Source organism: Neorhizobium sp. DAR64860/K0K1, from assembly GCF_050500205.1.
GTDB classification, from domain to species: domain Bacteria; phylum Pseudomonadota; class Alphaproteobacteria; order Rhizobiales; family Rhizobiaceae; genus Neorhizobium; species Neorhizobium soli.
Genome location: NZ_CP191459.1, coordinates 1,831,965 through 1,854,639 on the forward strand (window position 1 = coordinate 1,831,965; position 22,675 = coordinate 1,854,639).

A 22,675-nucleotide genomic window follows, 5' to 3' on the forward strand; every position below is an offset into this window, starting at 1 on the left:
TGCTCGAGGAGATGCCCGTGACGACAATCCGCCCGCTTGAGCCTGCCGACCGTGCCGCATGGGAACCCCTGTTCAGAGCCTATCTCGAGTTCTACGAGTCGGAACTGCCGAAAGAACAGTACGACATCACGTGGTCCCGCTTTCACCATGATGACGAGCCCCTGCAGGCACTTGGCGCTTTCGACGAGAACGGGAAGATGGTCGGCATCGTGCATGTCGTCTTCCACCGCTCGACCTGGTTACCCGACATGACCTGCTATCTGCAGGACCTCTACGTCGACAGCAGCCAGCGTGGACGCGGCGTGGGGGAAGCCCTGATCGAGAAGGTGGCGCTGCTCGCGCGCGACCAGAATGCCGGTCGGCTCTACTGGCTGACGCAGGAAGACAACACAGCCGCGAGGCGTCTCTATGACCGGGTCGCGGTTGCCCCTGGGTTTATCCAGTATCGCAAGCCGCTCTGAGCGGCGCTACAGAACAGCGGCTTAAACCGGACTTTCAGCAGTATTCCTGCCGGGTTTCACAGCGATACCTCGCGCTCCGCCGATGACACCGACAATGCTGCACGGCTTAATTAGTTGCGGTTTATCAATACTCTACAATTAATGATGAACCAACATGCTAGTTGTCTGCGGTTTTGGAAATGATAGATGTTCCCTACCCCAATTCTGGGTTGAGGGACACTACCGTGAGAAAAACTGTACTTATTGCGGCCGCTGCACTGGCGGCTCTTTTTGCATGCACCACTACATCCAACGCCTCGGATCTCGTCTTTACCTTGAAGAACAAGACCAGCGGCACGCTTGAGCGTTTCTATACGTCGCCCGTCGGTGTTGACGACTGGGAAGAAGATGTGTTCGGCAAGGATGTTCTGGAGCCCGGCGAAAGCATCGAGATCACCATCGCTGACGGACGCAAGGTCTGCAAATACGATCTGCGATTCGAATTCACCGAGGATTCAGGCCTTGAAGACCTCGAAGACTCGCAGGACCTCTGCAAGATGGGATCCTACACGATCCACGAATGACACCGTGCCTACATCACCACCCGGTGATGTAGGCTGCTCACTTTGACCTGGTCACGATGCGTCGGTCAGTCCAGGATCAGCTTGCGAGACCCGGCGCCTCGTAGCCGGTGCGCTCCACATACTCAGTGTAACCGCCATCGAAACGATGCACGCCGTCGGCGGTCACTTCCAACACCCGGTTGGACAGTTCGGCCAGGAAATGCCGGTCATGGCTGACGAACAGCATCGTGCCGTCATAGTCAGCCAAGGCTTTGATCAGCATCTCCTTGGTATCGAGATCCAGGTGGTTGGTGGGCTCGTCGAGCACCAGGAAATTCGGCGGATCAAACAGCATGGCCGCCATGACGAGACGGGCTTTTTCTCCGCCGGACAGAACCCGGCATCTCTTCTCCACGTCATCGCCTGAAAAGCCGAAGCAACCGGCAAGTGTTCGAAGCGCGCCCTGCCCGGCCCGTGGGAACTCGGATTCCAGCCATTCGAACACGGTCTGCTCGCCATCCAGCACATCCATGGCATGCTGGGCGAAATAGCCCATCTTGACACTGGCGCCGATCGCGACGGATCCGACGTCGGGCGCCGCCGAACCGGCGATCAGCTTCAGAAGCGTCGATTTGCCGGCGCCGTTGATCCCCATGATGCACCAGCGCTCCTTGCGGCGGATCATGAAATCCAGACCATCATAGATGACGCGGCTGCCATAGGCTTTATGGACGCCCTTCAGGTTTGCAACATCCTCACCGGAACGGGGTGCCTGCTGAAATTCGAAGGCGACCGTCTGGCGGCGACGCGGCGGCTCCACCCGCTCGATCTTGTCGAGCTTTTTCACCCGGCTCTGCACCTGCGCTGCGTGCGACGCACGCGCCTTGAAGCGCTCGATGAACTTGATCTCTTTCGCCAGCATCGCCTGCTGCCGCTCGAACTGCGCCAGTTGCTGCTTTTCGTTCTGCGCCCGCTGCTGTTCGTAAAAGCCGTAATCGCCGGCATAGGTGTTGAGCGATCCGGCATCGATCTCGATGATCTTGTTGACGATCCGGTTCATGAACTCACGGTCATGCGAGGTCATCAGCAAGGCGCCGTCGTAGTTCTTGAGGAACTCCTCAAGCCAGATCAGGCTTTCGAGATCCAGGTGGTTGGACGGTTCGTCCAGCAGCATGACGTCCGGGCGCATCAAGAGGATGCGGGCAAGCGCCACGCGCATCTTCCAGCCGCCGGACAGTTTGCCCACGTCGCCGTCCATCATCTCTTCGCTGAAGGAGAGGCCTGCCAGAACCTCGCGAGCGCGGCTTTCCAGCCCATAGCCGTCCAGCTCCTCGTAACGCGCCTGTACCTCGCCATAGCGATCGATGATGGCATCCATCTCGTCCATCCGGTCGGGATCGACCATCGCGGCTTCGAGCGAGCGCAGTTCGGCGGCAACGCTGCTGACTGGCCCTGCCCCGTCCATCACCTCGGTGACGGCGCTGACGCCCGACATTTCTCCGACGTCCTGATTGAAATAGCCGATCGTCACATGCTTCTCGACCGTGACCTGTCCCTCATCGGGCAGTTCCTGGCCGGTGATCATCCGGAACAGTGTCGTCTTGCCCGCCCCGTTCGGACCAACGAGACCGATCTTTTCGCCGCGGTTGAGCGCCGCAGAGGTCTCGATGTAGAGAATGCGGGAACTGTTGGACTTGCTGATATTCTCGATGCGGATCATGGCTGCCGGAAAGTGAGGACGCGTTCGGCGAGCCTTATGTCACGGGATGGGCCGGATGTCTTGGGGTTTCAGGATGCCGCCAGCCGGATGCATTCATGTTGATTTCGCAAGCAGCGGGCTTGCAACACAACGCAAAAGGCCGAACAGTTTCCTGCCCGGCCCTTCGTCAATTCGTATTTGAGAAGATTACTCGGCGCTGTCTTCAGCGGCCTTCTTCTTCGGTGCTGCCTTCTTCTTCGGAGCAGCGGCTTCTTCGCCTTCTGCAGCCTCTGAAGCTTCAGCCTTTGCCTTCTTCGGCGAGGCCTTCTTCTTGGCAGGCTTGTCGGCGTCTTCGCCTTCTTCTTCGGCGAGCAACTCTTCCTTCGTCACGGTCTTGTCGGTGACCTTGACCTCTGACAGGAGATGGTCGACGACCTTTTCTTCAAAGATCGGGGCACGCAGCGAAGCGGAAGCGCCTGGGGTGTTGCGGAAGAAATCGAGGATTTCCTTCTGCTGGCCCGGGAACTGCTGCAGCTGTGCGTAGAGTGCACGCTGCATTTCTTCCTCGGTTACTTCGACGCCGGCCTTTTCGCCGATTTCGGAGAGAACCAGGCCGAGACGGACGCGACGTTCGGCAAGCTTGCGATACTCTTCGCGTGCTTCTTCCTCAGTCGTTTCTTCGTCTTTAAACGTCTTGCCCGACTGCTGCAGATCGGTGTTGATCTGGCGCCAGATGTTGTCGAACTCGGCGTCAACGAGGCCCTGCGGCGCATCGAACTTGTACATCTCGTCGAGCTGGTCGAGGATCTGACGCTTGACCTTCTGACGCGTGACGTTGCCGTACTGGCTTTCGATCTGGCCGCGGACGATTTCCTTCAGACGATCGACCGATTCGATGCCAAGCGTCGAAGCAAGTTCGTCGTTGATCTCGACGGCAGCCGGAGCAGCGATGTCCTTGACGGTGATGTCGAAGGTCGCGTCCTTGCCAGCCAGGTTCGGAGCCGGATATTCGGACGGGAAGGTCACGGTGATCTGCTTTTCGTCGCCCGACTTGACGCCGACCAGCTGGTCTTCGAAGCCCGGGATGAAGCGACCCGAACCGATGACCAGTTCTGCGTCTTCAGCAGTGCCGCCATCGAAGGCTTCGCCATCGACCTTGCCGAGGTAGTTCATGGTGACGCGATCGCCTTCGGCGGCAGCGCCATCCTTTGTCTCGAACGTGCGAGCGCTTTCGGCGATCTTGAGAATCTGCTCGTTGACTTCGTCTTCCGAGACTTCAACGACTTCGCGCTCGACAGTGATACCGTCAGTCGACTTCAGTTCGATCGGCGGGATCACTTCATAAGTCAGGGTGAATTCGAAATCAGCCTGTGCATTGAGGATCTTTTCGGCTTCCGCCTCGTCTTCGGTCATCGATACCGAAGGCTGCGTTGCCGACTTCTCGCCGCGCTCGGAGAGAATCTTGGTGGGGCGTTCGCGGACGATCTCGTTGACGAGATCAGCCATGATCGACTTGCCATAGGTCTTCTTGAGGTGGGAAAGCGGCACCTTGCCCGGACGGAATCCGTTGATGCGAACCTTGTCCTTGGCGTCGGCCAGACGAACGTTGAGCTCGGCTTCCATATCCTGCTTAGGGATAACGACCTTGATTTCGCGCTTCAGCCCTTCAGCGAGCGTTTCGGTAACCTGCATTTTTATACCTTCTTATCGTGGCGGCGGCGCCCATACAGCCGTTCGTGTTTTTCGTGAGCACACCACCGGAACTAAAAAGTGACCAGCCGCGGCTTTCATAAGCAGCGCGTCCTGCCGTTACCGGCGAACAGCGCGTCCAGCGATCCTGGTGCGGGTAGAGAGACTTGAACTCCCACGCCTTGCGGCACCAGAACCTAAATCTGGCGTGTCTACCAATTTCACCATACCCGCGCCCCTAGGCATCGAAACTCTAGCGGCCAGAGGCCTTCCGGAGCGCGCGTCTCTATAACACCCGTTTTCCTACACGCAAAGGAAAAATGAAGGTTTGTGACGCCTGTTTGATGATGATCAGAAGCGAGACTGCGTTCGCCTCGGGTGGAGCTGGTGAGCAGGACAGAAACGGCCCGACGCACCTTCATTGTGGGTGTAATAGACGTAAATTTCAGCGCCTGATCAAATTATGGTCAGATACAGCTAGTTTCCGCACGATCCTTCTGCATGCAATGCAACAGATGCATATGTGGCATACGAAATGCGCGCTTTTTCCTTCGCAGCGCAGCATTTAAAACGATTAGCAACGCAGCCGGAAGCAATTAGCCGGCATTGACCAACGAAGGAAACGACCATGAAAATCGCAAAGAAGCTGAACGACTGGCGCAAGTACCGCGAAACGGTTTCGGAACTCGGCCGCATGTCGGACCGCGAACTCTCTGACCTCGGTATTGGCCGCTCCGACATCCGTCGCGTTGCACGCACGGCAGTCGGCTTCTAAGATCTAAAGAACGACCAACGGTCTACCGTTTAAAAGCGCCTCCTTCGGGAGGCGTTTTTCGTTTGTGCATAGTGCTTCACGCAGCGAAACGGCTACTGCTGCTTTTTCGTACGAAGCTGCAAAAAGCATCAACTCATTGCACAAACGCATGGCAGTCGCACATTTTTTGCACTGCACCTTTCCGCGCGTCTCACCTATATGAAGCTCATCGCCGGTGACGATAGATCACTGGGAAAAAGATGATTGAGGAAACACCAAATGAACCCGATCCGCATCGCTAAGAACTGGATCAGCTACCGCCGTACGATCAATGAACTCGGCAGCCTTTCCAACCAGGCGCTCAACGACATTGGTCTGACCCGCTACGACATCCGCGGCATCGCCGCTCGTTCCTTCCGTTAATCCATCCATTGTGATGGACCAGCGCGATATGATGTCGCGATGGCGAGAGAACGATAGTCGCAATGATCCGAAAAGATCAAAGAGACACCCAAGGAATGATCAGAGGCACCTTTTTAGGTGCCTTTTTGATTCCGGCCGTTCGAATGCCGTGATAATGAGCCGGACATGAGCACTATATCGAATTCGTCTACCCCTGCCCCAATCCACGTCGTCGGTGGCGGCCTTGCCGGCTCCGAAGCATCCTGGCAGATCGCTGAGGCCGGCATCCCCGTCATTCTCCACGAGATGCGCGGCGTGCGCGGCACCGATGCCCACCGCACGGACGGTCTCGCCGAGCTCGTCTGCTCGAACTCTTTCCGCTCCGATGATGCGACGGCCAATGCCGTCGGCGTCATCCATGCAGAAATGAGGCTGGCCGGCTCTTTGATCATGGCCTGCGCCGACAAAAATCAGGTCCCGGCCGGCGGCGCACTTGCGGTCGACCGCGACGGTTTCTCTCATGCAGTCACGCAGGCGATCGAAAACCATCCGCTGATCACCGTTGTGCGAGAGGAAATCCACGGTCTACCGCCGGCGGAATGGGACTTGGCCGTCGTCGCGACCGGTCCTCTGACGTCGCCCGATCTCGCAAAGTCGATCCAGGCCGAGACCGGAGAGGACCAGCTCGCCTTCTTCGACGCGATCGCGCCGATCGTCCACCGCGAATCGATCGATATGGATATCTGCTGGTACCAGTCGCGCTACGACAAGGTCGGGCCCGGCGGCACAGGCAAGGATTACATCAACTGCCCGCTCGACGAAGCGCAGTACAATGCCTTTCTCGATGCACTGATTGCGGGCGATACGGTCGGCTTCAAGGAATGGGAAGGCACGCCCTATTTCGATGGCTGCCTGCCGATCGAGGTCATGGCGGAGCGTGGGCGCGAAACGCTGCGCCACGGTCCGATGAAGCCGATGGGGCTTACCAATTCACACAATCCGACCGTCAAGGCCTATGCCGTCGTCCAACTGCGGCAGGACAATGCACTTGGCACGCTCTACAATATGGTCGGGTTCCAGACCAAGCTGAAGTATGGCGCGCAGGCCGAGATCTTCCGGATGATCCCGGGGCTGCAGAACGCCGAATTCGCGCGGCTCGGCGGCTTGCATCGCAACACCTATATCCAGTCACCAATGCTGCTCGATCACTCGCTGACCTTGAAGAGCCGGCCGGGCCTGCGATTCGCCGGTCAGATCACCGGCTGCGAGGGCTATGTGGAGAGTTCGGCAATCGGTCTTCTGGCTGGTCGTTTTGCGGCTGCCGAGCGCAAGGGCGAAGAAATCGTCCCGCCGCCGGCGACGACGGCCTTCGGTTCTCTGCTTGGGCATATCACCGGGGGGCATCTGGTCCACGACGAAGAGCCCGGCAAACGGTCCTTCCAGCCGATGAATGTCAATTTCGGCCTGTTTCCGGATCTTGCTCCCGGCTCCATCGTCAAACCCGAAGGCGTGAAGCGCTTCCGCGGCAAGGACAAGACGATCATGAAACGGCAGTTGATGTCGGTTCGTGCGCTGAAGGACTGCCGTCAGTGGCTGGGTATCGCCTAAAAGCCTAATCGGAGCGGCCGGTGTTTGAAGCCGGCTGCGGTTCGGCCGGAAGCTGTCGATCGGCAACGCTCACATAATTGTCGAGAAGCCAAAGCGACACTTCTGCCGCCTCGTTTTCATTCTTGAACACGAAAGTTCCGTTCTGTGTCGGGGAGTCCAGGAATTCGGCCGAAAAGCCTTTCGGTTCAGGCGTCGGCGTGACCCGCACGCGGCCCGGTCGGATTACGTGGCATGCGAAATGATTGCCACGGTTGCGCATGATGCCTGACTTATTGTCGTGCAGTCGCACAAAGATCGTGTTCGCATCGGCTGTGCTGTGCAGGCTCCTGATGGCTTCGGCAGGATAGGCGCGACCGAATTCGAGTATCGCCAGTCCCATATCGTGAAGGCTGTCCTCGTCACTGTGCTTGACCAGGCGGGTAACATAAAAGGCCAAGGCCAGCATCACGCCGATCGCGATCGACCAAACTACCAAAGGGCTCAAGACTGCTTCTCCACTGATGGCAGATGCGCACCTGCCGATAGAGGGCATTTATCCCCCAAGGCTTGCGTGAAGCGTGGCGACTGGTGATTGCTAGAAGCGTTTGAGGACGGCAGCCTTCAGCATCTGCAACTGACGACGCCATTGGGGAGACTGCATGTCTCCGTCGAGAGCATCGGCTCCCCGGCGTGAAGCGCGCTTCAGAACCGGCTCGACAAGCGCTACCGGCACGAAGGCCGGCACGAGCGCGGGCGGAAGAGGACCGGCACGTCGTGCCTTGTCGAGATGCTCGAGGCCAAGGCCGGCAAAGGCCTGAATTGCTGCGGAAATGCGAGGTTTGTCGCTGCCGGCCAGAAAGCTGTCGCGGTCAAGACCGGTGGCAGCCAGAAGATCGAGCGGGAGGTAAAGCTGGTTGCGGCGCCGATGGATCGGCAAAAGCAGGATGAAACCGGCGATCGCCTGCGCAACACCCGCATGGCCGGCCGACGGCGCGGACCTTGCGGCATCTTCGGGCGAAAGGATGAGGCTCGCAAGCTGGATCAAAGCCGAGGCGGTTTCGCCAGCATAGCCTTCCAGCGCGTTGCGGTCAGTGAACGGATCGTCGTAGAGATCGAAGATTCGCGCTTCCGTCATGGCAACAAGCGTCTGACGCGGCAGCCGATAGGTTTCGATCGCATCCTGCAGTCCTGCAGCGATCGGATTGCCGCCCGTGTCTCCCAGCCCGTCTGCCTGACTTCCACCCTCAAGGAAATCCCGCCACCATTGCAGGCGGATCTCTCCCGGAAGCGGCTCGCGGACCATGTCCCGGACGCGCGCAATTTCGGCGTTGAAGGCGTAGAGCGCGGCGAGCGCCGGGCGCTTGTCTTCCGGAGACAGGAGGCATGCGAGATAGCGGTCGCGGTCCGTGTCTCGCAGCGTCGCGAGACAGAGTTCGCCATTCGTTGAACGATCGTCACTCATGGGTCAGACGGCAATCAGCGCGACGGCGACGGCACGGGATTCGGCGAGCATGATATTGTAGGTGCGCACGGCAGCACCGGTGCTCATCGGGTCGGAAGAGATGCCCTTCGCCTTCAATGCGGCCTTCACCTCTGCGGGTATCGGCTTCAGGTTCTGGCCCGTGCCGATCAGCAAGACCTCAATGCCTGAGGCTTCGTCGAGGACCTTGTAGATTGAGGATACCGTCAGGGGCTCACCTTCGCCCAGATCCCAGCCGTGTATCCCAGAGGGAAGGCAGAGAATCGACCCGCGATGCGACATGTCGGCAAAACGGAAACCGCCATTGCCGTAGGCATCGATCTGGGCGCGACCGGGGAAATGGGCTTCGCGTATCTCGATCCCTTTTGCCATTACCGCGTCCTTGATTGATTAGAAAATGGAAAGGCCCGCCAGAGCGGGCCTGCCTGATGTCAGGACGCGGTGTCGGCCTTGACAGGCTCGCCCTTGACGCGGACTTCGGCGATGTAGGCGCGCATTGCGCGGACCTTTACGCCGTCGGCGATTTCGACTTCGACTTCGTTGTCATCGACAACCTTCGAAACCCGGCCGACGAGGCCGCCGCCAAGCACAACCTGGTCGCCACGGCGAATGCTCGTCAGGGTCTCCTGGCGTTTCTTGGCCTGGGCGCGCTGCGGACGGATCAGGAAGAAATACCAGACCACCATCAGAGGTGCGAAGAGCAGCACCATCTGCAGAATCGAGTCTGTTGCGGAAGCCGCCGGCGCCGCTCCACCCGCCTGCGCGAATGCCTCAGTAATGAACATCAAGAACTCCTAAACGATAAGCGGAGGCGCCGAGCCCCCTGTCATAAGCCGCCGGAATATAGTTGTGACACGGGGGAATGCAACAGAAAGCGGTCCTCCCGCGTACTGAATCCACGGCTCTACGGCTTTTGATGCAATAACGAGCATGTTACCTGCTGAAAAAAGCGGCCGAGAGGGCGCGACCGATGACAAAAAGTCTTGAGGAATACCAGATGACCGACGAGCTCAACGCCCTGATCCTGTCTGAAGTGCGCAGGCTCGCCGACGCAGTCGAGCGGCTGGCGGGCCCTCCACCAGCGGTCAACGACTGGACTGTCGCGGATTGCTTTGTCTGGGTGCCGACAAACCAGCGCCTGCAGCCCGTGCCACGCCCCAACCGCGTCGCCCTCACCCTGATCCGTGGCGTTGACCACGTGCGCGACATTTTGCAGGAAAACACGCTACGGTTTGCCGAAGGTTATCCGGCAAACAACGTCCTTCTCTGGGGCGCGCGCGGCATGGGCAAGTCGTCGCTGGTCAAAGCCGTGCACGAGGATATCCGCGCGTCGACCGGTGTCTCGCTGAAACTGGTGGAAGTCCACCGCGAGGATATCGCGTCGCTGCCGGCGCTGCTCGACATCCTCAAGGCATCCGGCCATCGCATCATCGTGTTTTGCGACGATCTGTCCTTCGACCACGACGATACGGCCTACAAGTCTCTGAAGGCAGCGCTCGACGGTGGCATCGAAGGCCGGCCGGACAACGTCCTGTTCTACGCCACATCGAACCGGCGCCACCTTTTGCCGCGGCATATGCTGGAAAACGAGCAGTCGACGGCGATCAACCCGTCCGAAGCGGTCGAGGAGAAGGTTTCGCTCTCGGATCGTTTCGGGCTTTGGCTCGGGTTCCACAAGTGCAGTCAGGACGACTACCTGACCATGATCGACGGCTATGCGGACCATTTCAATCTCGGCCTCAACCGCGAAACCCTGCACCACGAGGCGCTCGCCTGGGCGACGACGCGCGGCGGGCGTTCCGGCCGCGTCGCGTGGCAGTATATCCAGGATCTCGCCGGGCGGATGCGCAAGACACTCACGCCGTGAGTTCTTGAAGCAGCCCCAAAACGAAAAAAGCGCAGCCGAAGCTGCGCTTTTCTCCCGTCCCCTTGAAACGCACTACAATTATTCAAGGAAAGTGATGGGGTTGACCGGTGTCGCATCCTTGCGCACCTCGAAGTGGACCTGCGGACGCTGAGCGTCGCCGCTCATGCCTGACGCCGCGACAGTCTGGCCGCGGGTGACCTTCTGGCCGCGCGTGACGTTGATGTTGCCGGCGTGGCCGTAAACGGTGACCTTGCCATCGTCGTGGCGAACCAGAACGGTGTTTCCGAGCTGCTTCAGGCCGTTGCCGGCATAGATGACGACGCCGTTTTCAGCGGCCTTGATCGGCGTGCCCTCGGGAACCGAGATGTCGATACCGTCATTGCGGCTGCCGTTGACGTTGGCGCCGTAGCCGGCGATGACCGCGCCACTGACTGGCCAGCGATATTTCGAAATGCCGGTCGACTGCGGTGCAGCGGCAGACACATCGGACTTCTTCTCGACGTCCGACAGCGATGCTGTTTCCTGTGGCGCAGGCTTTGCGGGTGCTGCTTCGGCGACAGGCGACGGTGCAGCAGGCTTCGGCTGGGCAGCCGGCTTTTCCGGGATGGATGCGGTTCTGACCGGGTCGGTTGCAACCGAGCTACCGCCGACCTTCAGGCTCTGGCCGACCCGCACACCGTCCGTCGTCAGACCGTTTGCGGCCTTCAGCTGATCAATCGGCGTGCCGGTTTCGCGAGCGATCTTTGCAAGGCTGTCGCCAGGCTTGACCGTGTAGGTGCCACCGAGAGGCTTGCCGCCCGGAGGTGTGATCTTGCCAGGCTCCGCCATCGCCTTGTCGCGGGTCGGAGTTGGCAGAACGGCAACCTTCTGCTCGGTCTGCTGGGTGGGCGCTGGGGCCTTGTTCTGCAGGTCGATATCGGACGCCGCAGTCTTCGCGGAATTGCGGGACGGGCCGAAAGTCGGGATGACAATCGTCTGGCCCGGCTTCACAGCGCCGCCATTGGCCTTCAGGATTTCCTTTTCAGGAACGCCGTAGCGGGAAGACAGGGTCGATGCGGTCTCGCCTGCCCTGAGCGTTACCCGCGGAGCGTTGACCGAAGACCAGCCGGACATTGGCTTCGTCGAAGCCGTTGTCAGGTTGTCGCCTCGAGCGGTCGACGGTGTGGGAGCCGTCAGAGACTGCGAACCACCGCTACGACCCGGGTATGACTGGGCCATGGATTCCTGGCGAGTGCCCTGACCGCGGTCAGCCGCCATCGGTGCACGCGACGCCATGGGAGCGGACGCCTGAGCAGAAGGCATGCCGGGAGCTGCCAACTCGTTGCGCTGGACGGCCATCGGCGCCGAAGCGGCGCGGGCCGGGGATGAATAGCCACCGGACTGGGCCGGATAAGGCTGGTTCATCGCGGTATTTCGCGAACCGTAATCCTGCTGGACCGGTGCCACCGCCTGGCCCGACCGCACATCGTCGCGCGGCATTGGCGCCTGGCCATAGGCCCCGCCGACCGGACGCTGGGGTATTGAAGCCGTTGTCAGCTCATCTTTGGAGAACAGCCCGGAGAAACGGCTCGAATCCGAGCTGCAGCCAGTGGCCGCACTCGCAAGCAAAGCCGCAACTGCGAGCTTAGCTACTGATTTTCCGACTTTTTGTGCACTGTTGACACGCATGGACTCGACCTACACTCACGCAACCATCGTGGGAGTCATTAAAGCGCGTTAGTCTTACTGTGGGGTTAAAGTGTCGGAAGAGATGCGATTTTTTTGATAATTCGCTAACCATGAGTTGGAAGCGCTTGGCAGGAGCGGAACCAAAGCCGAACCAGCTTAAAGCGCTGCCGCCATCTGCGGAATGATCGGCAGGAATGGCACGGTGAACAGGTCTTCCCGTTCGAATCGGCTCCCGGTCTTGGTGAGCCTCACCATCATGCAGGTCTCGTCGTCGCCGATCAGCGGCGCAACCATCGAACCGCCATGGGTCAGCTGCTCCGCATAGAATCGCGGCAGAACCGTAAATGCCGTGGTCACGAATATCCGATCGAACGTGCCCTCGCCCGGCATCCCGTTGCTGCCATCCGCCTGTCGTACGATGACGTTGCGCATTCCAAGTGCGTCAACGCGGGCCTGCGCCGCAACGGTGAGCGTCTTATAGCGATCGACGGTCAGCACCCGTTCTGCGATGCGGCCGATCACGGCGGCTGTAAAACCGCTGCCTGTACCGATTTCGAGAACACGATGACCGGGTTTCACCTGCAGAGCGGCCAGAAGGCGAACCGCAAGATCTGCCCCTTCCATAAAGGCACCGCAATCGATCGGGACCGTGCGGCTGGAATAGGCTTCCTGAGAAAGCGTGGGCGGCACGAACTGCGAACGAGGCGTCTGCTCGACGGCAGTCAGAAGGTCGATGTTTGAAATGCCTGCGGACCGGAGCCGCAAGACAAGTGCAGCAAACCCTTCCTTCTCGACCATGCCCGATTTCAAGCTGTCACTCCGCCTGCCACGTTATCTGGGTTCAACCCAGCGCCTTCATCAAGCGATCCTGCACCGAATAGTCGGTCAGGTCCAGTTTCAGCGGTGTTACTGAAATGCGATTGGCCTTGATGGCGTTGATGTCTGTGCCCTCCGCCTGGCGGCCGACACGCGAGGCAAAGTACAGCCAATAGTATGGGAAGCCTCGACCATCCTGGCGTTCGTCGATCGCCACGTCGAAATCGGTCTTGCCCTGAGACGTGACTTCCGTCCCCTGGACATTGTCAGGCGCGCAGGCCGGGAAATTGACGTTGAGAAACGTGCCGGCCGGAAGGTCCGTATCCAGCAATTTGCGGATCAGGCCCGGGCCATGCGATTCGGCCGTATCCCAAGGCAGGACGCGGCCGTTCTCCTTGCGGTAGGCCTGGCTGAGCGCGATCGACCGGACGCCCTGCAGGGTGCCCTCGATGGCGCCTGCGACCGTGCCGGAATAGGTCACGTCGTCGGCAAGGTTGGCGCCGACGTTGACACCCGACAGAACGAGATCCGGCTTGCCCCCCATGACGTGGCGCATCGCCATGATGACGCAGTCCGTCGGCGTGCCGCGCACGGCATAGTGCCGGTCGCTGATCTCGCGCAGGCGCAGCGGCTCCGACAGGGTCAGGGAATGCGCATAACCGCTCTGGTCGGTTTCTGGCGCAACAATCCAGACGTCATCGGAAAGCTGGCGGGCAATCCGTTCGAGAACCGCCAGGCCTTCCGCGTGGATACCGTCGTCGTTGGTGAGCAGGATGCGCATTCAGGGCTGCCTTATGCTTTTTCTATTTTGGTCAGGCCGCCCATATAGGGCAGAAGCGCGTCCGGGATCGTGACGGAGCCGTCTTCATTGAGATAATTTTCGAGGACTGCGATCAGGCAGCGACCGACGGCAGTGCCCGAGCCATTCAGCGTGTGAACGAATTTCAAAGCCTTGTCGTCCTTGCCGCGATAGCGCGCGTTCATCCGGCGGCCCTGGAAATCGCCACAGACCGAGCAGGACGAGATTTCCCGAAACGCATCCTGTCCCGGCAACCAGACTTCGATGTCATAGGTCTTGCGGGCGCTGAAGCCCATGTCGCCGGTGCAGAGCGTCATCGTCCGGAAATGCAGGCCGAGACGCTTGAGGACGTTTTCAGCGCATTCGGTCATCCGCTCGTGCTCGGCGATCGATGATTCCTGATCCGTGATCGAGACGAGCTCGCATTTCCAGAACTGGTGCTGGCGCAACATGCCGCGCGTATCGCGACCCGCAGAACCGGCTTCCGAACGGAAGGACGGGGTAAGCGCCGTAAAGCGCAGCGGCAGCTTTTCGGCGTCCAGAACCTCGCCCGAAACAAGGTTGGTCAGCGTCACTTCGGCCGTCGGGATGAGGTAGCGGCCATCCGTCGTCTTGAAGAGATCTTCCTCGAACTTCGGCAACTGGCCTGTGCCGTACATTGCCTCGGACTTTACCATCAGCGGCGACGACACTTCCGTGTAGCCGTGCTCGCTGGTGTGCATGTCGATCATGAACTGACCGATTGCCCGCTCAAGACGGGCGAGCGGTCCGGTCAGCACCGTAAAGCGCGAGCCCGAGAGTTTTGCGGCGCGCTCGAAATCCATATAGCCGAGCGCTTCGCCGATCTCGAAATGCTCCTTGGCGGGATTATTCCAGCCGGGCTTCGTTCCGATCGTGCGCGTGACGACGTTGCCTGATTCGTCCTGGCCGACGGGGACATCGTCGAGAGGAATGTTTGGAAGGCGCGACAGCGCGTCATCGAGCGCTGCGACAGCTGCCCGTTCTTCCTGCTCGGCGGCCGGCATCGTGTCCTTGATGGTGGCGACTTCTGCCTTCAGCTTCTCGGCGAGTTCGGTATTCTTCTGCGCCATCGCATTGCCGATCTCCTTGGAGGCGGCGTTACGGCGCGACTGCATATCCTGAAGCGTCTGGATGACGCTGCGGCGGGTATCGTCCATCGCAAGCAGGGTGGCAGCCATTGGCTCGGCGCCGCGCTTGTTCAGCGCTGCGTCGAAAGCTTCCGGATTATCGCGGATCCACTTGATATCGAGCATGATTCTTGGCCTTCAAAGCATGAGGCCGCTGCGATATCGATCGAGAGAAAAACCTCAGGCCTTCTCCGTCTCTGCGACGTCAGACGAGGCCTCATCACTCGAAGCGTCCTCATCGCGTCTGCGCTCGACGAGTTGCGCGGCGTAGATGGAAATCTCGTAGAGAAGGATGGTCGGTATAGCAAGACCGATCTGGGACATCGGATCCGGTGGCGTCAGGACGGCGGCAACCACGAAGGCGATGACGATCGCGAACTTGCGCTTCTCGCGCAGCCACTTGCTGGACAGGATGCCCACGCGAGCGAGCAGCGTCGTGACCACGGGAAGCTGGAAAACCAGTCCAAAGGACAGAACCAGCGTCATGATGAGGCTGAGATATTCCGAAACACGCGGAAGAAGCGAGATCCCCACTTCACCTTCGGTCGGCGCCTGCTGCATGGCCAGGAAGAACCACATCACCATCGGCGTGAAAAAGAAGTAGACGAGTGCCCCTCCAAGCAGGAACAGCACAGGCGAGGCAATCAGGAACGGCAGGAAGGCTGCCCGCTCGTTCTTGTAGAGCCCGGGAGCCACGAACTTGTAGATCTGCGAGGCAATCACCGGAAAGGCAATGACCAGCGCGCCAAACATTGCAACCTTCACCTGGGTGAAGAAGAATTCCTGCGGCGCGGTGTAGATCAGTTCGGATTTCGCGATATCGAGCTTCGCCCAGATGACCGCCCATTTGTAGGGAATGACGAGAAGGTTGAAGAGCTGCTTTGCGAAGAAGAAGCACACGACAAAGGCGAGGAAGAAAGCGCCGATAGACCAGATGAGCCTTGTCCGCAACTCCATCAGATGCTCGATAAGCGGCTGCGGCTTATCTTCGTAATCACCGCTCATCAGGCATCGTCCTTCGGGGTATCGACAGGCTTCTTCAGGGTACGCTTGCGGGCGGCTGCAAGCTTGACGGCCGTCTCAGTCGTTTCAGGTGCGGACACCGGGACCTTGGCCACGCGAACACGTTTCGGCTGTTCGGCAGACGTCGCCACCGGGGCAGGCTTCTCCGCCCTCGTGGATCTGCGTGTCGTTGCAGGCTTATCCACAGCTGCCGGTTCACCCGTGGCCGCCAATTTCGGTGCGCGAGGCTTTCTAACGCGGCCGGGTTCGGCAGGCGTTGTCGCCTCCGCTGGTGCCGGCGTCACAGTTGAGGACGTCGGCGCAGCAACAGGAGATGCCGTGACGGGCGTAACCGGCACAGCCGCAACAACAGGCGCCGTATGGGCGACCGGAGCACCTTCGACAGCATGCTGCGCTTCGACATCCGTGCTGACCGGCGTCGGCGTCGACGGCATATGCGTCGCCTTCTGCAGATCGTTTCGGATGTCCTGCCCCATCTGGCGAAGCGGATTTATCGCGTCGCGCAGGCTGTTGGCGGGATTGAGGCTCTTGGCGTCCGAAATCGTCTTCCGGACGTCATCCATGTCTGCCTCGCGAAGCGCCTCGTCGAACTGCGTCCGAAAGTCACCCGCCATCTTGCGCAGGTTTGATGTCATCTTCCCGAAAGCGCGCAGCATGGGCGGCAAGTCCTTGGGACCTACGACCACGATAAGCACAATGGCAATGACAAGTAGCTCGGTCCAACCGATATCCAACATTCAGCGAGGCTCCTGAAACCCTCCCGACCAATTAAGACCGAGTGGTTTCCTTGATCTCGTCGGGCTTGTGATCGACCGTCCTGCCGCCGTTCACAGTATCGGTAGGCTTTGCCTCAGGGGCATCCTCGTCCGCCATGCCTTTTTTGAAGCTCTTGATGCCTTTGGCAAAGTCGCCCATCAGCTCAGGAATCTTGCCGCGTCCGAACAGGACAAGCACGATGACTAGAACGATCAGCCAGTGCCACACACTAAAAGAACCCATAGTCTAACTCCATTGGAACGTGACCCCGATGTAAGCTTTTTAAGTTTGTTTTTCAAACACCAAATACGTTGCACGAAAAGCTATGAACGGATGACTTTCGCGATGTAGCGACGCTGCTGTCGGCAACGGACGATCACGCACGGTCCATATTCGGGAACACGGGAATAATAAGGGGAAAGCTGGCTGAAACCCCTGCTAGCCATCACCGTCGCCGGTTGGAGGCAGCAAGCCAAGCTCCTCCAGATCAAGCTGGGTGATGGGGTCTTCCTCGTCCGAAAGCTCGTCCTCACCGCCCGGAACCGGCACCGAAAAGCCGGATGGAATGCGGCCAGATAGAAGTCCCGCGCCCTTCAATTCTTCGAGACCAGGAAGATCGCGTAGCTCTTCCAACCCGAAATGATCGAGAAAATCTCCTGTCGTTCCGAGTGTCACCGGTCTGCCCGGCGACCGACGCCGACCGCGGAAACGGACCCAGCCGGCTTCCATCAGCACGTCAAGCGTACCTCTTGAGGTCTGGACGCCGCGAATATCCTCGATCTCGGCACGGGTCACAGGCTGGTGGTAGGCGATGATGGCAAGCACTTCGAGGGCGGCCCTCGACAGTTTCTTCACGTCGCTGTCGTCTTTGCGAATGACGAAGGAAAGGTCTGCTGCGGTGCGGAAAGCCCAGCGATCGGCCACCTTGACCAGGTTCACTCCGCGTGAGGCATAGATGCCCGCCAGTCTCTGCATCACGGCCTGGATATCTTCTCCCCGTGGAAGACGCTCAGCCAGAAACGCTTCCGAAACCGGCTCAGCCGATGCAAACACGAGGGCTTCGGCGATCCGCTCGATCTCCTCCGACGAGTAGGGCACCGGCACAATGTCATCCACTGCCGCGTCGTCGTCCCTCGCGTCCTCGATCTGGCTCATTCGGCTGTCCCTGCCTTTAGAGGCAACGTCTCGGCCTTCGGCCGTCCGGGTCCCTTTCTGAGATAGATCGTCTGGAAAGCGCCATCCTGGCGGATCTCGAGCTGTCCTTCGCGCACCAATTCCAACGAGGCGGCAAAGGCGCTGGCAGTCGCAGTGACGCGATCCTGCGGCGGCAGATACGGCAGAAGGTACTGCTGCAGGTCCGTCCAATCGCCGATCTCGCCCAGCATGCGGTTGAGAAGGACCCTCGCCTCAACCAGCGACCAGACCTTGCGGCGTTCGATCGTGACATGGGTGATGGCGTTGCGCTGCCGGAGATTGGCGTAGGCCGACAACAGGTCGTAGAGCGATGCGTCATAGGCCGACGGCCTGTGCTGCGGGATATGCTCCGGTGCCCCACGTGCAAAAATATCGCGACCGAGTCGGTTACGGTTGACGAGCTGAGCTGCTGCATCGCGGATTGCTTCCAGCCGTTTCAACCGGAAGGCCAGAGTTGCCGCCAGTTCCTCGCCGGTCGGGCCGTCGTCGATCTTGATCTGCTTGGGGATCAGCAACCGCGACTTGAGATAGGCGAGCCAAGCTGCCATCACGAGATAGTCGGCTGCCAGTTCGATCCGAACGCGCCGCGCGCTGTCGACGAATGTGAGATACTGCTCGGCGAGTGCCAGGACAGAGATCCGCGACAGATCCACTTTCTGGCTGCGAGCAAGATGCAGCAGAAGATCGAGCGGTCCCTCGAAGCCCGCGACGTCGATCACCAGTGAAGGATCATCGATCGCCCGCTCGGTCACGTCCTGCCACATCTTGTCCATCGGAATGGCATTTTCAGCTTTTGTCATCGCCATTCCGATCCGTCTTCACTGTCGGCGGTCAGGCGACCCCGATCAGTCCGTGGAATTCGTCGCGAAGCGTGTCTTCCTGTGCATCGTCAGCAACCGGGAAACCCTGCTCCACCGCTTTGGCACGTCGAAGCGCCTCGCCGCCAAGCGGGATCGCCTCGTTCACAACCGCCTTCATTTCGTCCATCAGGCCGTTGCAATGCAAGACGATATCACAACCGCCCCCAACGATTCTCGCCGCGCGCTCGCCGATCGTGCCCTTTAGGGCGTTCATCGAGCTGTCGTCGGACATCAGCAGGCCATCGAAGCCGATATGACCGCGAATGACATCCTCGATGACTTTCCGAGAAATCGTTGCCGGCTCTTCCGTGTCGATCGCGGTGAAGACGATATGCGCGCTCATCGCCATCAACTCGTTCTTGAGCGCCACGAAGGGCAGGAAGTCATGCGCTTCGAGTTCCGCCCGCGATGCCGATACGACCGGCAGTTCATGATGCGAATCGGCCAAGCCGCGGCCGTGGCCCGGGATGTGCTTCATCACAGGAAGCATGCCGCCAGCCTTGAGGCCATCGGCCGCAGCCTGCCCCATCTCGGACACCGTCTTCGGATCGAAGCCATAGGCCCGGTCGCCGATGACGTTGCTGGCGCCTTCCACCGGTACGTCCAGGACCGGCAGGCAGTCGACGTTGATGCCGAGCTTCATGAGGTCGAAGGCGTGCAGCCGCGACATCAGCCATGCGGCGCGCAAGCCCATTTCACGGTCATTCTTGTAGAGCGCCCCCAAGGCGGCTGCCGAGGGATAACGTTCGATCATCGGGGGACGGATACGCTGAACGCGGCCACCCTCCTGGTCGATCAGGACAGGCGCATCCGAGCGGCCGACGGCGTCGCGCATGGCTGCAACCAGATCAGTGATCTGGGCCGGCTCGACACAGTTGCGGGCAAAGAGAATGAAACCCCAGGGACGCTCATCCCGGTAGAGCAGGATTTCGTCCTGGGTAAGCTGCGGGCCGCTGGAGCCCAGGATCATCGCTTTCGATTCGGTCATGTTCGATCCTAGAATGCTGGGAGCAGAATAGAAAACGGGGCGCTGTGCGCCCCGTTCGATGGTTTCTCGTCAAAGATCTCAGCGAGCGACGAGGCAGGTGCCGCCGACACCGCGATACTTTTCGCAGAGTGCTACGGCTTCCGTCTTGCTGCCGGCCGGGATCCGAACGCGATAGAAGGTACCCTTGCCGGCGATTTCAGCAGCCCTGATATCGACCCCACGCCCGCCGATCACGTTGCCGAACTTCGACGACAGGTTCTGGTAAGACCTCTGAGCGTCAGCCTGGGACGGCAGCGATGCGATCTGAATGACGTAGCCGCCCTCGCCGACCGACGCAACCTGTGCATTGACAGCGGCAGGAGTTGCCGAAACCGGCTGAACCTGTGCTGCGGGAGCGCGAACGTTGCCCTGATCGCTGACGGATGCGACGACATTGACCGGCTGCTGCGAAGGACGAACCTTCGGGACCGGCGCCTTCGCGACAGCAGCAGGTGCCGAAGTGTCCAGTGGCGCCATAGTGGCTGCCGTCATCGGCGCAGACGCCGGGATGATTTCGGCAACCGTGCCGGCAGCAGGTGCGGATGCGGCGATCGCAGCGGCCGGAGTGACTGGCTGGGCCAGTTCCGGAGACTTCACCGAAGCCGCCGGCATCTTGCCTGTATGCGCCGCAGCGAGCGCCGGAGCCGGCACTTCCTGTTCGACGAGCTTCCCATCCGGACGCACGATCATCGTCTTTACCCGACGCGGCGTAACGGTGAGAGGATCCTGTCCGCCCGTCGAAGCAACCTGCTGGCCCTGATCGGGAAGCAGACGTGCATCCTGGGTCTCGCCGGTATCGGTCGGATCGATATCGTTTTCGCCTTCAAGCGGAAGGCTTTCCGGCATCAGCGTTTTTTGGACGACATCGACCGGCTGCTCTTCGCTGGAGATCAGCGCTTCCTGCTTTGGCGTTTCGGATGCAGCGCCGGCAACGCGGTCGTAAACAGCCTTGTCCTGATTCGGAACGGTCTTGCCACCCGGATTTTCCGGGACAACCTTTACCGGATCGGTATCGGCTGCGATGACGACCGGCTCGCCGCCCATCATCCGCGAAGGTCCGCTACCCAGCATCGTGTAGGCACCTGCGCCAGCAACGACCAGGACGCCCACAACGGCGATGGGAAGAAGCCACGTCCGGGACGCCGACCGGGGCGAACGCTGGTCGAGGTCGTTTTCGTATCCGTTGAGATCGCTGTCATGGTCGTTGGCCGGAAGCGGCGCGACAAGGCTGCGACGGAAGTCTTCTTCCAGGGCCCGCTCGAAATCGTCGAGGTCGGGGTAAGCGCTGCCCGATGTCTGCCGAGGCTGCTCTGGGAAATTGCCGGCAGCGACGGAAGCCGGGGCAGCCGCCTCCTGATGCCGCGGTGCCGGAGCAGTCTGCGACGTCGGGTTTACCAAGAGCGCCGCGAGTTCTGCATCGATATCGATATCGTACTCGGACGCGTAGGCAGGCTCTTCTTCCGGCTGCTCGACCGGCAGGTCCGGCACGTTGAGATCGGCGATCGCCTCGACATGCTCTTCCGATTCGGAAATCATCGCCGCATCGAACGGCATTTCCGCTTCGACGACGGCGACTTCTTCTTCCGGCTCAGGCGCTGCTGCAACGATGGGTGCTGCTGCAGCCGCGGGCGTCGAGACGGCGGCAGGGATTGCCGCGGCAGGTGCCACCGGCTGAACGGAGTTTTCCGCCACCACGATGTCGGCTAGATCGAGTTCGAGATCGTCAAGCGCCAGTTCGAAGTCTTCGTCGGCGAAAGGATCGAAGTCATCTGCCAGGTCGGCGACGGGTGCCGCCTGCTGAACAGTCGGCGTTGGAACCGGCGTCGGGATCACGGGCGCCGCCACAGCGGCAACGATCGGAGCGACGGCGATTGGCTGCGGCTTGGAGACCGGAGCCTGCGGCAGTTCGAGTTTCGGCTCGGCTCCAACAGTCGCAGGCGCTTCCTGGCTGACCGGGAAACGGGCAACGTCATAAACCAGCTCGTCAAGCGGCGAAAATTTCTGCGCCTCCAAAGTGGGCTGGACGACCTCTTTCACAGCGACCGGTTCAGCCGCGCGAGGCTGTTCAACCGGGGCAGCAACGGCCTTTGGCTGGACAACCGGCGGCTTTTCGACGGGGCGTTCCAGCGGCGTGACACCGGCATTCAGACCGAAATTCGCAAGCGGCATGCGGAAGCCCGGCGTGTAACCGGTGCTCTTGCGGGGTTCAGCCCGAACAGGCTCCGGCGCCGAAACCATGGAAGCTGCGACGACTGGCTCGGCTGCAACGGCGAACGAGCTCTCCAGCTCAGCGGCCAGATCGAAAGCGTCAACCGACGGTTCCTGCCTGGACTGAGTCGCAGGCTGATAGTCATCGGCGCCCTCTACCTCCGCACGGAGTGTCGGAAGGCCATGGAAATTTGACGGGTCGAAATTCGGCTCGGCCGGTGCATGGTGAGCATCGACGGCAGGGGAAACAGCTTCCGCCTCCGCAGGTGCTGCACCAAACGGATCGACGGAGAATTCCGGAGCATCGAAAGGGTTGAGATCTTCCTGCGTCTGCGACACCACCGACTGGACCGGCTGTTCGAAAACCGGCTCGCGTTCGATGGGAGGCTCATAGGCAATAGAAGGCGCAGCCTGATAGCCGTGATCGACCGGCAAAGGCGCCTCCACGCGGGAAGGCTTGGCGTCGAGCGGGATATCGTTGACCGGATCGATCCGCGGAGTATCGTATTGCTCGAATTCCCGCAGCAACTCGTCTTCGAGATTGAAGGCCGGCTCGCGGCGGGCAGATGCCGCCATTGACGCAGAACCCACGGAAGGGGCAGCCGGATTAGCGACTGTCCGTTCCTCGTAGCCTACGATGCGAGCGAGCTCTGCCAGAGGATCGCCGTCAGCAAAAAATTCCGGGGCGTCATTCC

At 60.3% G+C, this 22,675-nt stretch carries 23 protein-coding genes and 1 tRNA gene; 6 read left to right on the top strand and 18 right to left on the bottom strand.

Going from position 1 to position 22,675, the window contains the following annotated elements; translation table 11 throughout:
• Positions 1 to 11 precede the first annotated feature (11 nt).
• Both ACQY1J_RS13505 and ACQY1J_RS13510 read left to right on the top strand, forming a co-directional pair.
• Positions 12 to 461 carry a GNAT family N-acetyltransferase gene (locus ACQY1J_RS13505; protein ID WP_113110959.1) on the top strand — a complete coding sequence of 150 codons (450 nt, stop codon included), beginning with the start codon at positions 12 to 14 and terminating at the stop codon, positions 459 to 461.
• 242 nt (positions 462 to 703) lie between these two features.
• Positions 704 to 1,024, top strand: coding sequence for a hypothetical protein (locus tag ACQY1J_RS13510; RefSeq protein WP_430251944.1), 321 nt, complete (start codon positions 704 to 706; stop codon positions 1,022 to 1,024).
• Between the two features lie 76 nt (positions 1,025 to 1,100).
• Here ACQY1J_RS13510 and ACQY1J_RS13515 read toward each other — a convergent pair whose 3' ends face one another.
• From ACQY1J_RS13515 to ACQY1J_RS13525, 3 genes are all read right to left on the bottom strand, one after another.
• Complete coding sequence (locus ACQY1J_RS13515; RefSeq protein ID WP_062457506.1) at positions 1,101 to 2,723, bottom strand: ABC-F family ATP-binding cassette domain-containing protein; 1,623 nt, start codon at positions 2,721 to 2,723, stop codon at positions 1,101 to 1,103.
• Between the two features lie 186 nt (positions 2,724 to 2,909).
• Entirely contained in the window at positions 2,910 to 4,394 is a 1,485-nt protein-coding gene (gene tig, locus ACQY1J_RS13520) for a trigger factor (RefSeq protein ID WP_430250087.1), read from the bottom strand.
• A 146-nt stretch (positions 4,395 to 4,540) separates the two neighbouring features.
• Positions 4,541 to 4,625: transfer RNA gene (locus ACQY1J_RS13525), tRNA-Leu, on the bottom strand.
• Between the two features lie 394 nt (positions 4,626 to 5,019).
• Between ACQY1J_RS13525 and ACQY1J_RS13530 the strand changes: the two genes are divergently transcribed.
• From ACQY1J_RS13530 to trmFO, 3 genes are all read left to right on the top strand, one after another.
• Entirely contained in the window at positions 5,020 to 5,166 is a 147-nt protein-coding gene (locus tag ACQY1J_RS13530; protein WP_082471897.1) for a DUF1127 domain-containing protein, read from the top strand.
• A 258-nt stretch (positions 5,167 to 5,424) separates the two neighbouring features.
• Positions 5,425 to 5,568 carry a DUF1127 domain-containing protein gene (locus ACQY1J_RS13535; protein WP_082471896.1) on the top strand — a complete coding sequence of 48 codons (144 nt, stop codon included), beginning with the start codon at positions 5,425 to 5,427 and terminating at the stop codon, positions 5,566 to 5,568.
• 165 nt (positions 5,569 to 5,733) lie between these two features.
• Positions 5,734 to 7,155, top strand: coding sequence for a methylenetetrahydrofolate--tRNA-(uracil(54)-C(5))-methyltransferase (FADH(2)-oxidizing) TrmFO (trmFO, locus tag ACQY1J_RS13540; RefSeq protein WP_430250089.1), 1,422 nt, complete (start codon positions 5,734 to 5,736; stop codon positions 7,153 to 7,155).
• 4 nt (positions 7,156 to 7,159) lie between these two features.
• Here the strand turns inward: trmFO and ACQY1J_RS13545 are convergent, their stop codons facing one another.
• The 4 genes from ACQY1J_RS13545 to yajC form a co-directional block, all read right to left on the bottom strand.
• Positions 7,160 to 7,639, bottom strand: a complete 480-nt coding sequence (locus ACQY1J_RS13545; RefSeq protein WP_342366082.1) for a hypothetical protein — start codon at positions 7,637 to 7,639, stop codon at positions 7,160 to 7,162.
• A 90-nt stretch (positions 7,640 to 7,729) separates the two neighbouring features.
• Positions 7,730 to 8,596 (bottom strand): phytoene/squalene synthase family protein, encoded by an 867-nt coding sequence (locus tag ACQY1J_RS13550; protein ID WP_430250090.1) that lies wholly within the window; start codon positions 8,594 to 8,596, stop codon positions 7,730 to 7,732.
• Between the two features lie 3 nt (positions 8,597 to 8,599).
• Positions 8,600 to 8,986 (bottom strand): Mth938-like domain-containing protein, encoded by a 387-nt coding sequence (locus tag ACQY1J_RS13555; protein WP_430250091.1) that lies wholly within the window; start codon positions 8,984 to 8,986, stop codon positions 8,600 to 8,602.
• A gap of 59 nt (positions 8,987 to 9,045) precedes the next feature.
• Positions 9,046 to 9,399 carry a preprotein translocase subunit YajC gene (gene yajC, locus ACQY1J_RS13560; RefSeq protein WP_062457522.1) on the bottom strand — a complete coding sequence of 118 codons (354 nt, stop codon included), beginning with the start codon at positions 9,397 to 9,399 and terminating at the stop codon, positions 9,046 to 9,048.
• A 212-nt stretch (positions 9,400 to 9,611) separates the two neighbouring features.
• Here yajC and ACQY1J_RS13565 point away from each other — a divergent pair, with 212 nt between their 5' ends.
• Entirely contained in the window at positions 9,612 to 10,481 is an 870-nt protein-coding gene (locus ACQY1J_RS13565; protein WP_113111253.1) for an ATP-binding protein, read from the top strand.
• Positions 10,482 to 10,559: 78 nt separating this feature from the next.
• Here ACQY1J_RS13565 and ACQY1J_RS13570 read toward each other — a convergent pair whose 3' ends face one another.
• The 11 genes from ACQY1J_RS13570 to ACQY1J_RS13620 all read right to left on the bottom strand — a co-directional run bounded on the left by ACQY1J_RS13570 (position 10,560) and on the right by ACQY1J_RS13620 (position 22,556).
• Positions 10,560 to 12,149 (bottom strand): peptidoglycan DD-metalloendopeptidase family protein, encoded by a 1,590-nt coding sequence (locus ACQY1J_RS13570; protein ID WP_113166257.1) that lies wholly within the window; start codon positions 12,147 to 12,149, stop codon positions 10,560 to 10,562.
• A gap of 156 nt (positions 12,150 to 12,305) precedes the next feature.
• Entirely contained in the window at positions 12,306 to 12,959 is a 654-nt protein-coding gene (locus ACQY1J_RS13575) for a protein-L-isoaspartate(D-aspartate) O-methyltransferase (protein ID WP_062457531.1), read from the bottom strand.
• 31 nt (positions 12,960 to 12,990) lie between these two features.
• Positions 12,991 to 13,746 (bottom strand): 5'/3'-nucleotidase SurE, encoded by a 756-nt coding sequence (gene surE, locus ACQY1J_RS13580; protein WP_430250093.1) that lies wholly within the window; start codon positions 13,744 to 13,746, stop codon positions 12,991 to 12,993.
• An 11-nt stretch (positions 13,747 to 13,757) separates the two neighbouring features.
• A complete protein-coding gene (gene serS, locus ACQY1J_RS13585; protein ID WP_430250094.1) occupies positions 13,758 to 15,038 on the bottom strand; it encodes a serine--tRNA ligase in 1,281 nt (426 codons plus the stop codon).
• Positions 15,039 to 15,092: 54 nt separating this feature from the next.
• Positions 15,093 to 15,917, bottom strand: a complete 825-nt coding sequence (gene tatC / locus ACQY1J_RS13590) for a twin-arginine translocase subunit TatC (RefSeq protein WP_430250096.1) — start codon at positions 15,915 to 15,917, stop codon at positions 15,093 to 15,095.
• Complete coding sequence (gene tatB / locus ACQY1J_RS13595) at positions 15,917 to 16,672, bottom strand: Sec-independent protein translocase protein TatB (RefSeq protein WP_430250098.1); 756 nt, start codon at positions 16,670 to 16,672, stop codon at positions 15,917 to 15,919. The genes tatC and tatB overlap by 1 nt, the downstream gene beginning before the upstream one ends.
• A 31-nt stretch (positions 16,673 to 16,703) precedes the next feature.
• The gene (locus ACQY1J_RS13600; RefSeq protein WP_062457545.1) at positions 16,704 to 16,934 is read right to left on the bottom strand and encodes a twin-arginine translocase TatA/TatE family subunit; all 231 of its coding nucleotides are present in this window, start codon (positions 16,932 to 16,934) and stop codon (positions 16,704 to 16,706) included.
• 195 nt (positions 16,935 to 17,129) lie between these two features.
• Complete coding sequence (scpB, locus tag ACQY1J_RS13605) at positions 17,130 to 17,846, bottom strand: SMC-Scp complex subunit ScpB (RefSeq protein ID WP_430250100.1); 717 nt, start codon at positions 17,844 to 17,846, stop codon at positions 17,130 to 17,132.
• Positions 17,843 to 18,685 carry a segregation and condensation protein A gene (locus ACQY1J_RS13610; protein WP_430250101.1) on the bottom strand — a complete coding sequence of 281 codons (843 nt, stop codon included), beginning with the start codon at positions 18,683 to 18,685 and terminating at the stop codon, positions 17,843 to 17,845. The genes scpB and ACQY1J_RS13610 overlap by 4 nt, the downstream gene beginning before the upstream one ends.
• A gap of 31 nt (positions 18,686 to 18,716) precedes the next feature.
• Positions 18,717 to 19,733 carry a beta-N-acetylhexosaminidase gene (nagZ, locus tag ACQY1J_RS13615; protein ID WP_430250103.1) on the bottom strand — a complete coding sequence of 339 codons (1,017 nt, stop codon included), beginning with the start codon at positions 19,731 to 19,733 and terminating at the stop codon, positions 18,717 to 18,719.
• Positions 19,734 to 19,811: 78 nt separating this feature from the next.
• Positions 19,812 to 22,556, bottom strand: coding sequence for an SPOR domain-containing protein (locus ACQY1J_RS13620; protein ID WP_430250105.1), 2,745 nt, complete (start codon positions 22,554 to 22,556; stop codon positions 19,812 to 19,814).
• Positions 22,557 to 22,675: the final 119 nt, after the last annotated feature.

Excerpts from the sequence above, each read along its gene's own strand:
- tatB (WP_430250098.1), bottom strand. The coding sequence starts at position 16,672 with ATGTTGGATATCGGTTGGACCGAGCTACTTGTCATTGCCATTGTGCTT.
- ACQY1J_RS13505 (WP_113110959.1), top strand. The coding sequence starts at position 12 with ATGCCCGTGACGACAATCCGCCCGCTTGAGCCTGCCGACCGTGCCGCA.
- tatC (WP_430250096.1), bottom strand. The coding sequence starts at position 15,917 with ATGAGCGGTGATTACGAAGATAAGCCGCAGCCGCTTATCGAGCATCTG.
- ACQY1J_RS13565 (WP_113111253.1), top strand. The coding sequence starts at position 9,612 with ATGACCGACGAGCTCAACGCCCTGATCCTGTCTGAAGTGCGCAGGCTC.
- ACQY1J_RS13620 (WP_430250105.1), bottom strand. The coding sequence starts at position 22,556 with ATGGCGGCATCTGCCCGCCGCGAGCCGGCCTTCAATCTCGAAGACGAG.
- nagZ (WP_430250103.1), bottom strand. The coding sequence starts at position 19,733 with ATGACCGAATCGAAAGCGATGATCCTGGGCTCCAGCGGCCCGCAGCTT.
- trmFO (WP_430250089.1), top strand. The coding sequence starts at position 5,734 with ATGAGCACTATATCGAATTCGTCTACCCCTGCCCCAATCCACGTCGTC.
- scpB (WP_430250100.1), bottom strand. The coding sequence starts at position 17,846 with ATGAGCCAGATCGAGGACGCGAGGGACGACGACGCGGCAGTGGATGAC.
- serS (WP_430250094.1), bottom strand. The coding sequence starts at position 15,038 with ATGCTCGATATCAAGTGGATCCGCGATAATCCGGAAGCTTTCGACGCA.
- ACQY1J_RS13530 (WP_082471897.1), top strand. The coding sequence starts at position 5,020 with ATGAAAATCGCAAAGAAGCTGAACGACTGGCGCAAGTACCGCGAAACG.
- ACQY1J_RS13610 (WP_430250101.1), bottom strand. The coding sequence starts at position 18,685 with ATGACAAAAGCTGAAAATGCCATTCCGATGGACAAGATGTGGCAGGAC.
- ACQY1J_RS13555 (WP_430250091.1), bottom strand. The coding sequence starts at position 8,986 with ATGGCAAAAGGGATCGAGATACGCGAAGCCCATTTCCCCGGTCGCGCC.
- ACQY1J_RS13570 (WP_113166257.1), bottom strand. The coding sequence starts at position 12,149 with ATGCGTGTCAACAGTGCACAAAAAGTCGGAAAATCAGTAGCTAAGCTC.
- ACQY1J_RS13600 (WP_062457545.1), bottom strand. The coding sequence starts at position 16,934 with ATGGGTTCTTTTAGTGTGTGGCACTGGCTGATCGTTCTAGTCATCGTG.
- yajC (WP_062457522.1), bottom strand. The coding sequence starts at position 9,399 with ATGTTCATTACTGAGGCATTCGCGCAGGCGGGTGGAGCGGCGCCGGCG.
- surE (WP_430250093.1), bottom strand. The coding sequence starts at position 13,746 with ATGCGCATCCTGCTCACCAACGACGACGGTATCCACGCGGAAGGCCTG.
- ACQY1J_RS13535 (WP_082471896.1), top strand. The coding sequence starts at position 5,425 with ATGAACCCGATCCGCATCGCTAAGAACTGGATCAGCTACCGCCGTACG.
- ACQY1J_RS13550 (WP_430250090.1), bottom strand. The coding sequence starts at position 8,596 with ATGAGTGACGATCGTTCAACGAATGGCGAACTCTGTCTCGCGACGCTG.
- tig (WP_430250087.1), bottom strand. The coding sequence starts at position 4,394 with ATGCAGGTTACCGAAACGCTCGCTGAAGGGCTGAAGCGCGAAATCAAG.
- ACQY1J_RS13515 (WP_062457506.1), bottom strand. The coding sequence starts at position 2,723 with ATGATCCGCATCGAGAATATCAGCAAGTCCAACAGTTCCCGCATTCTC.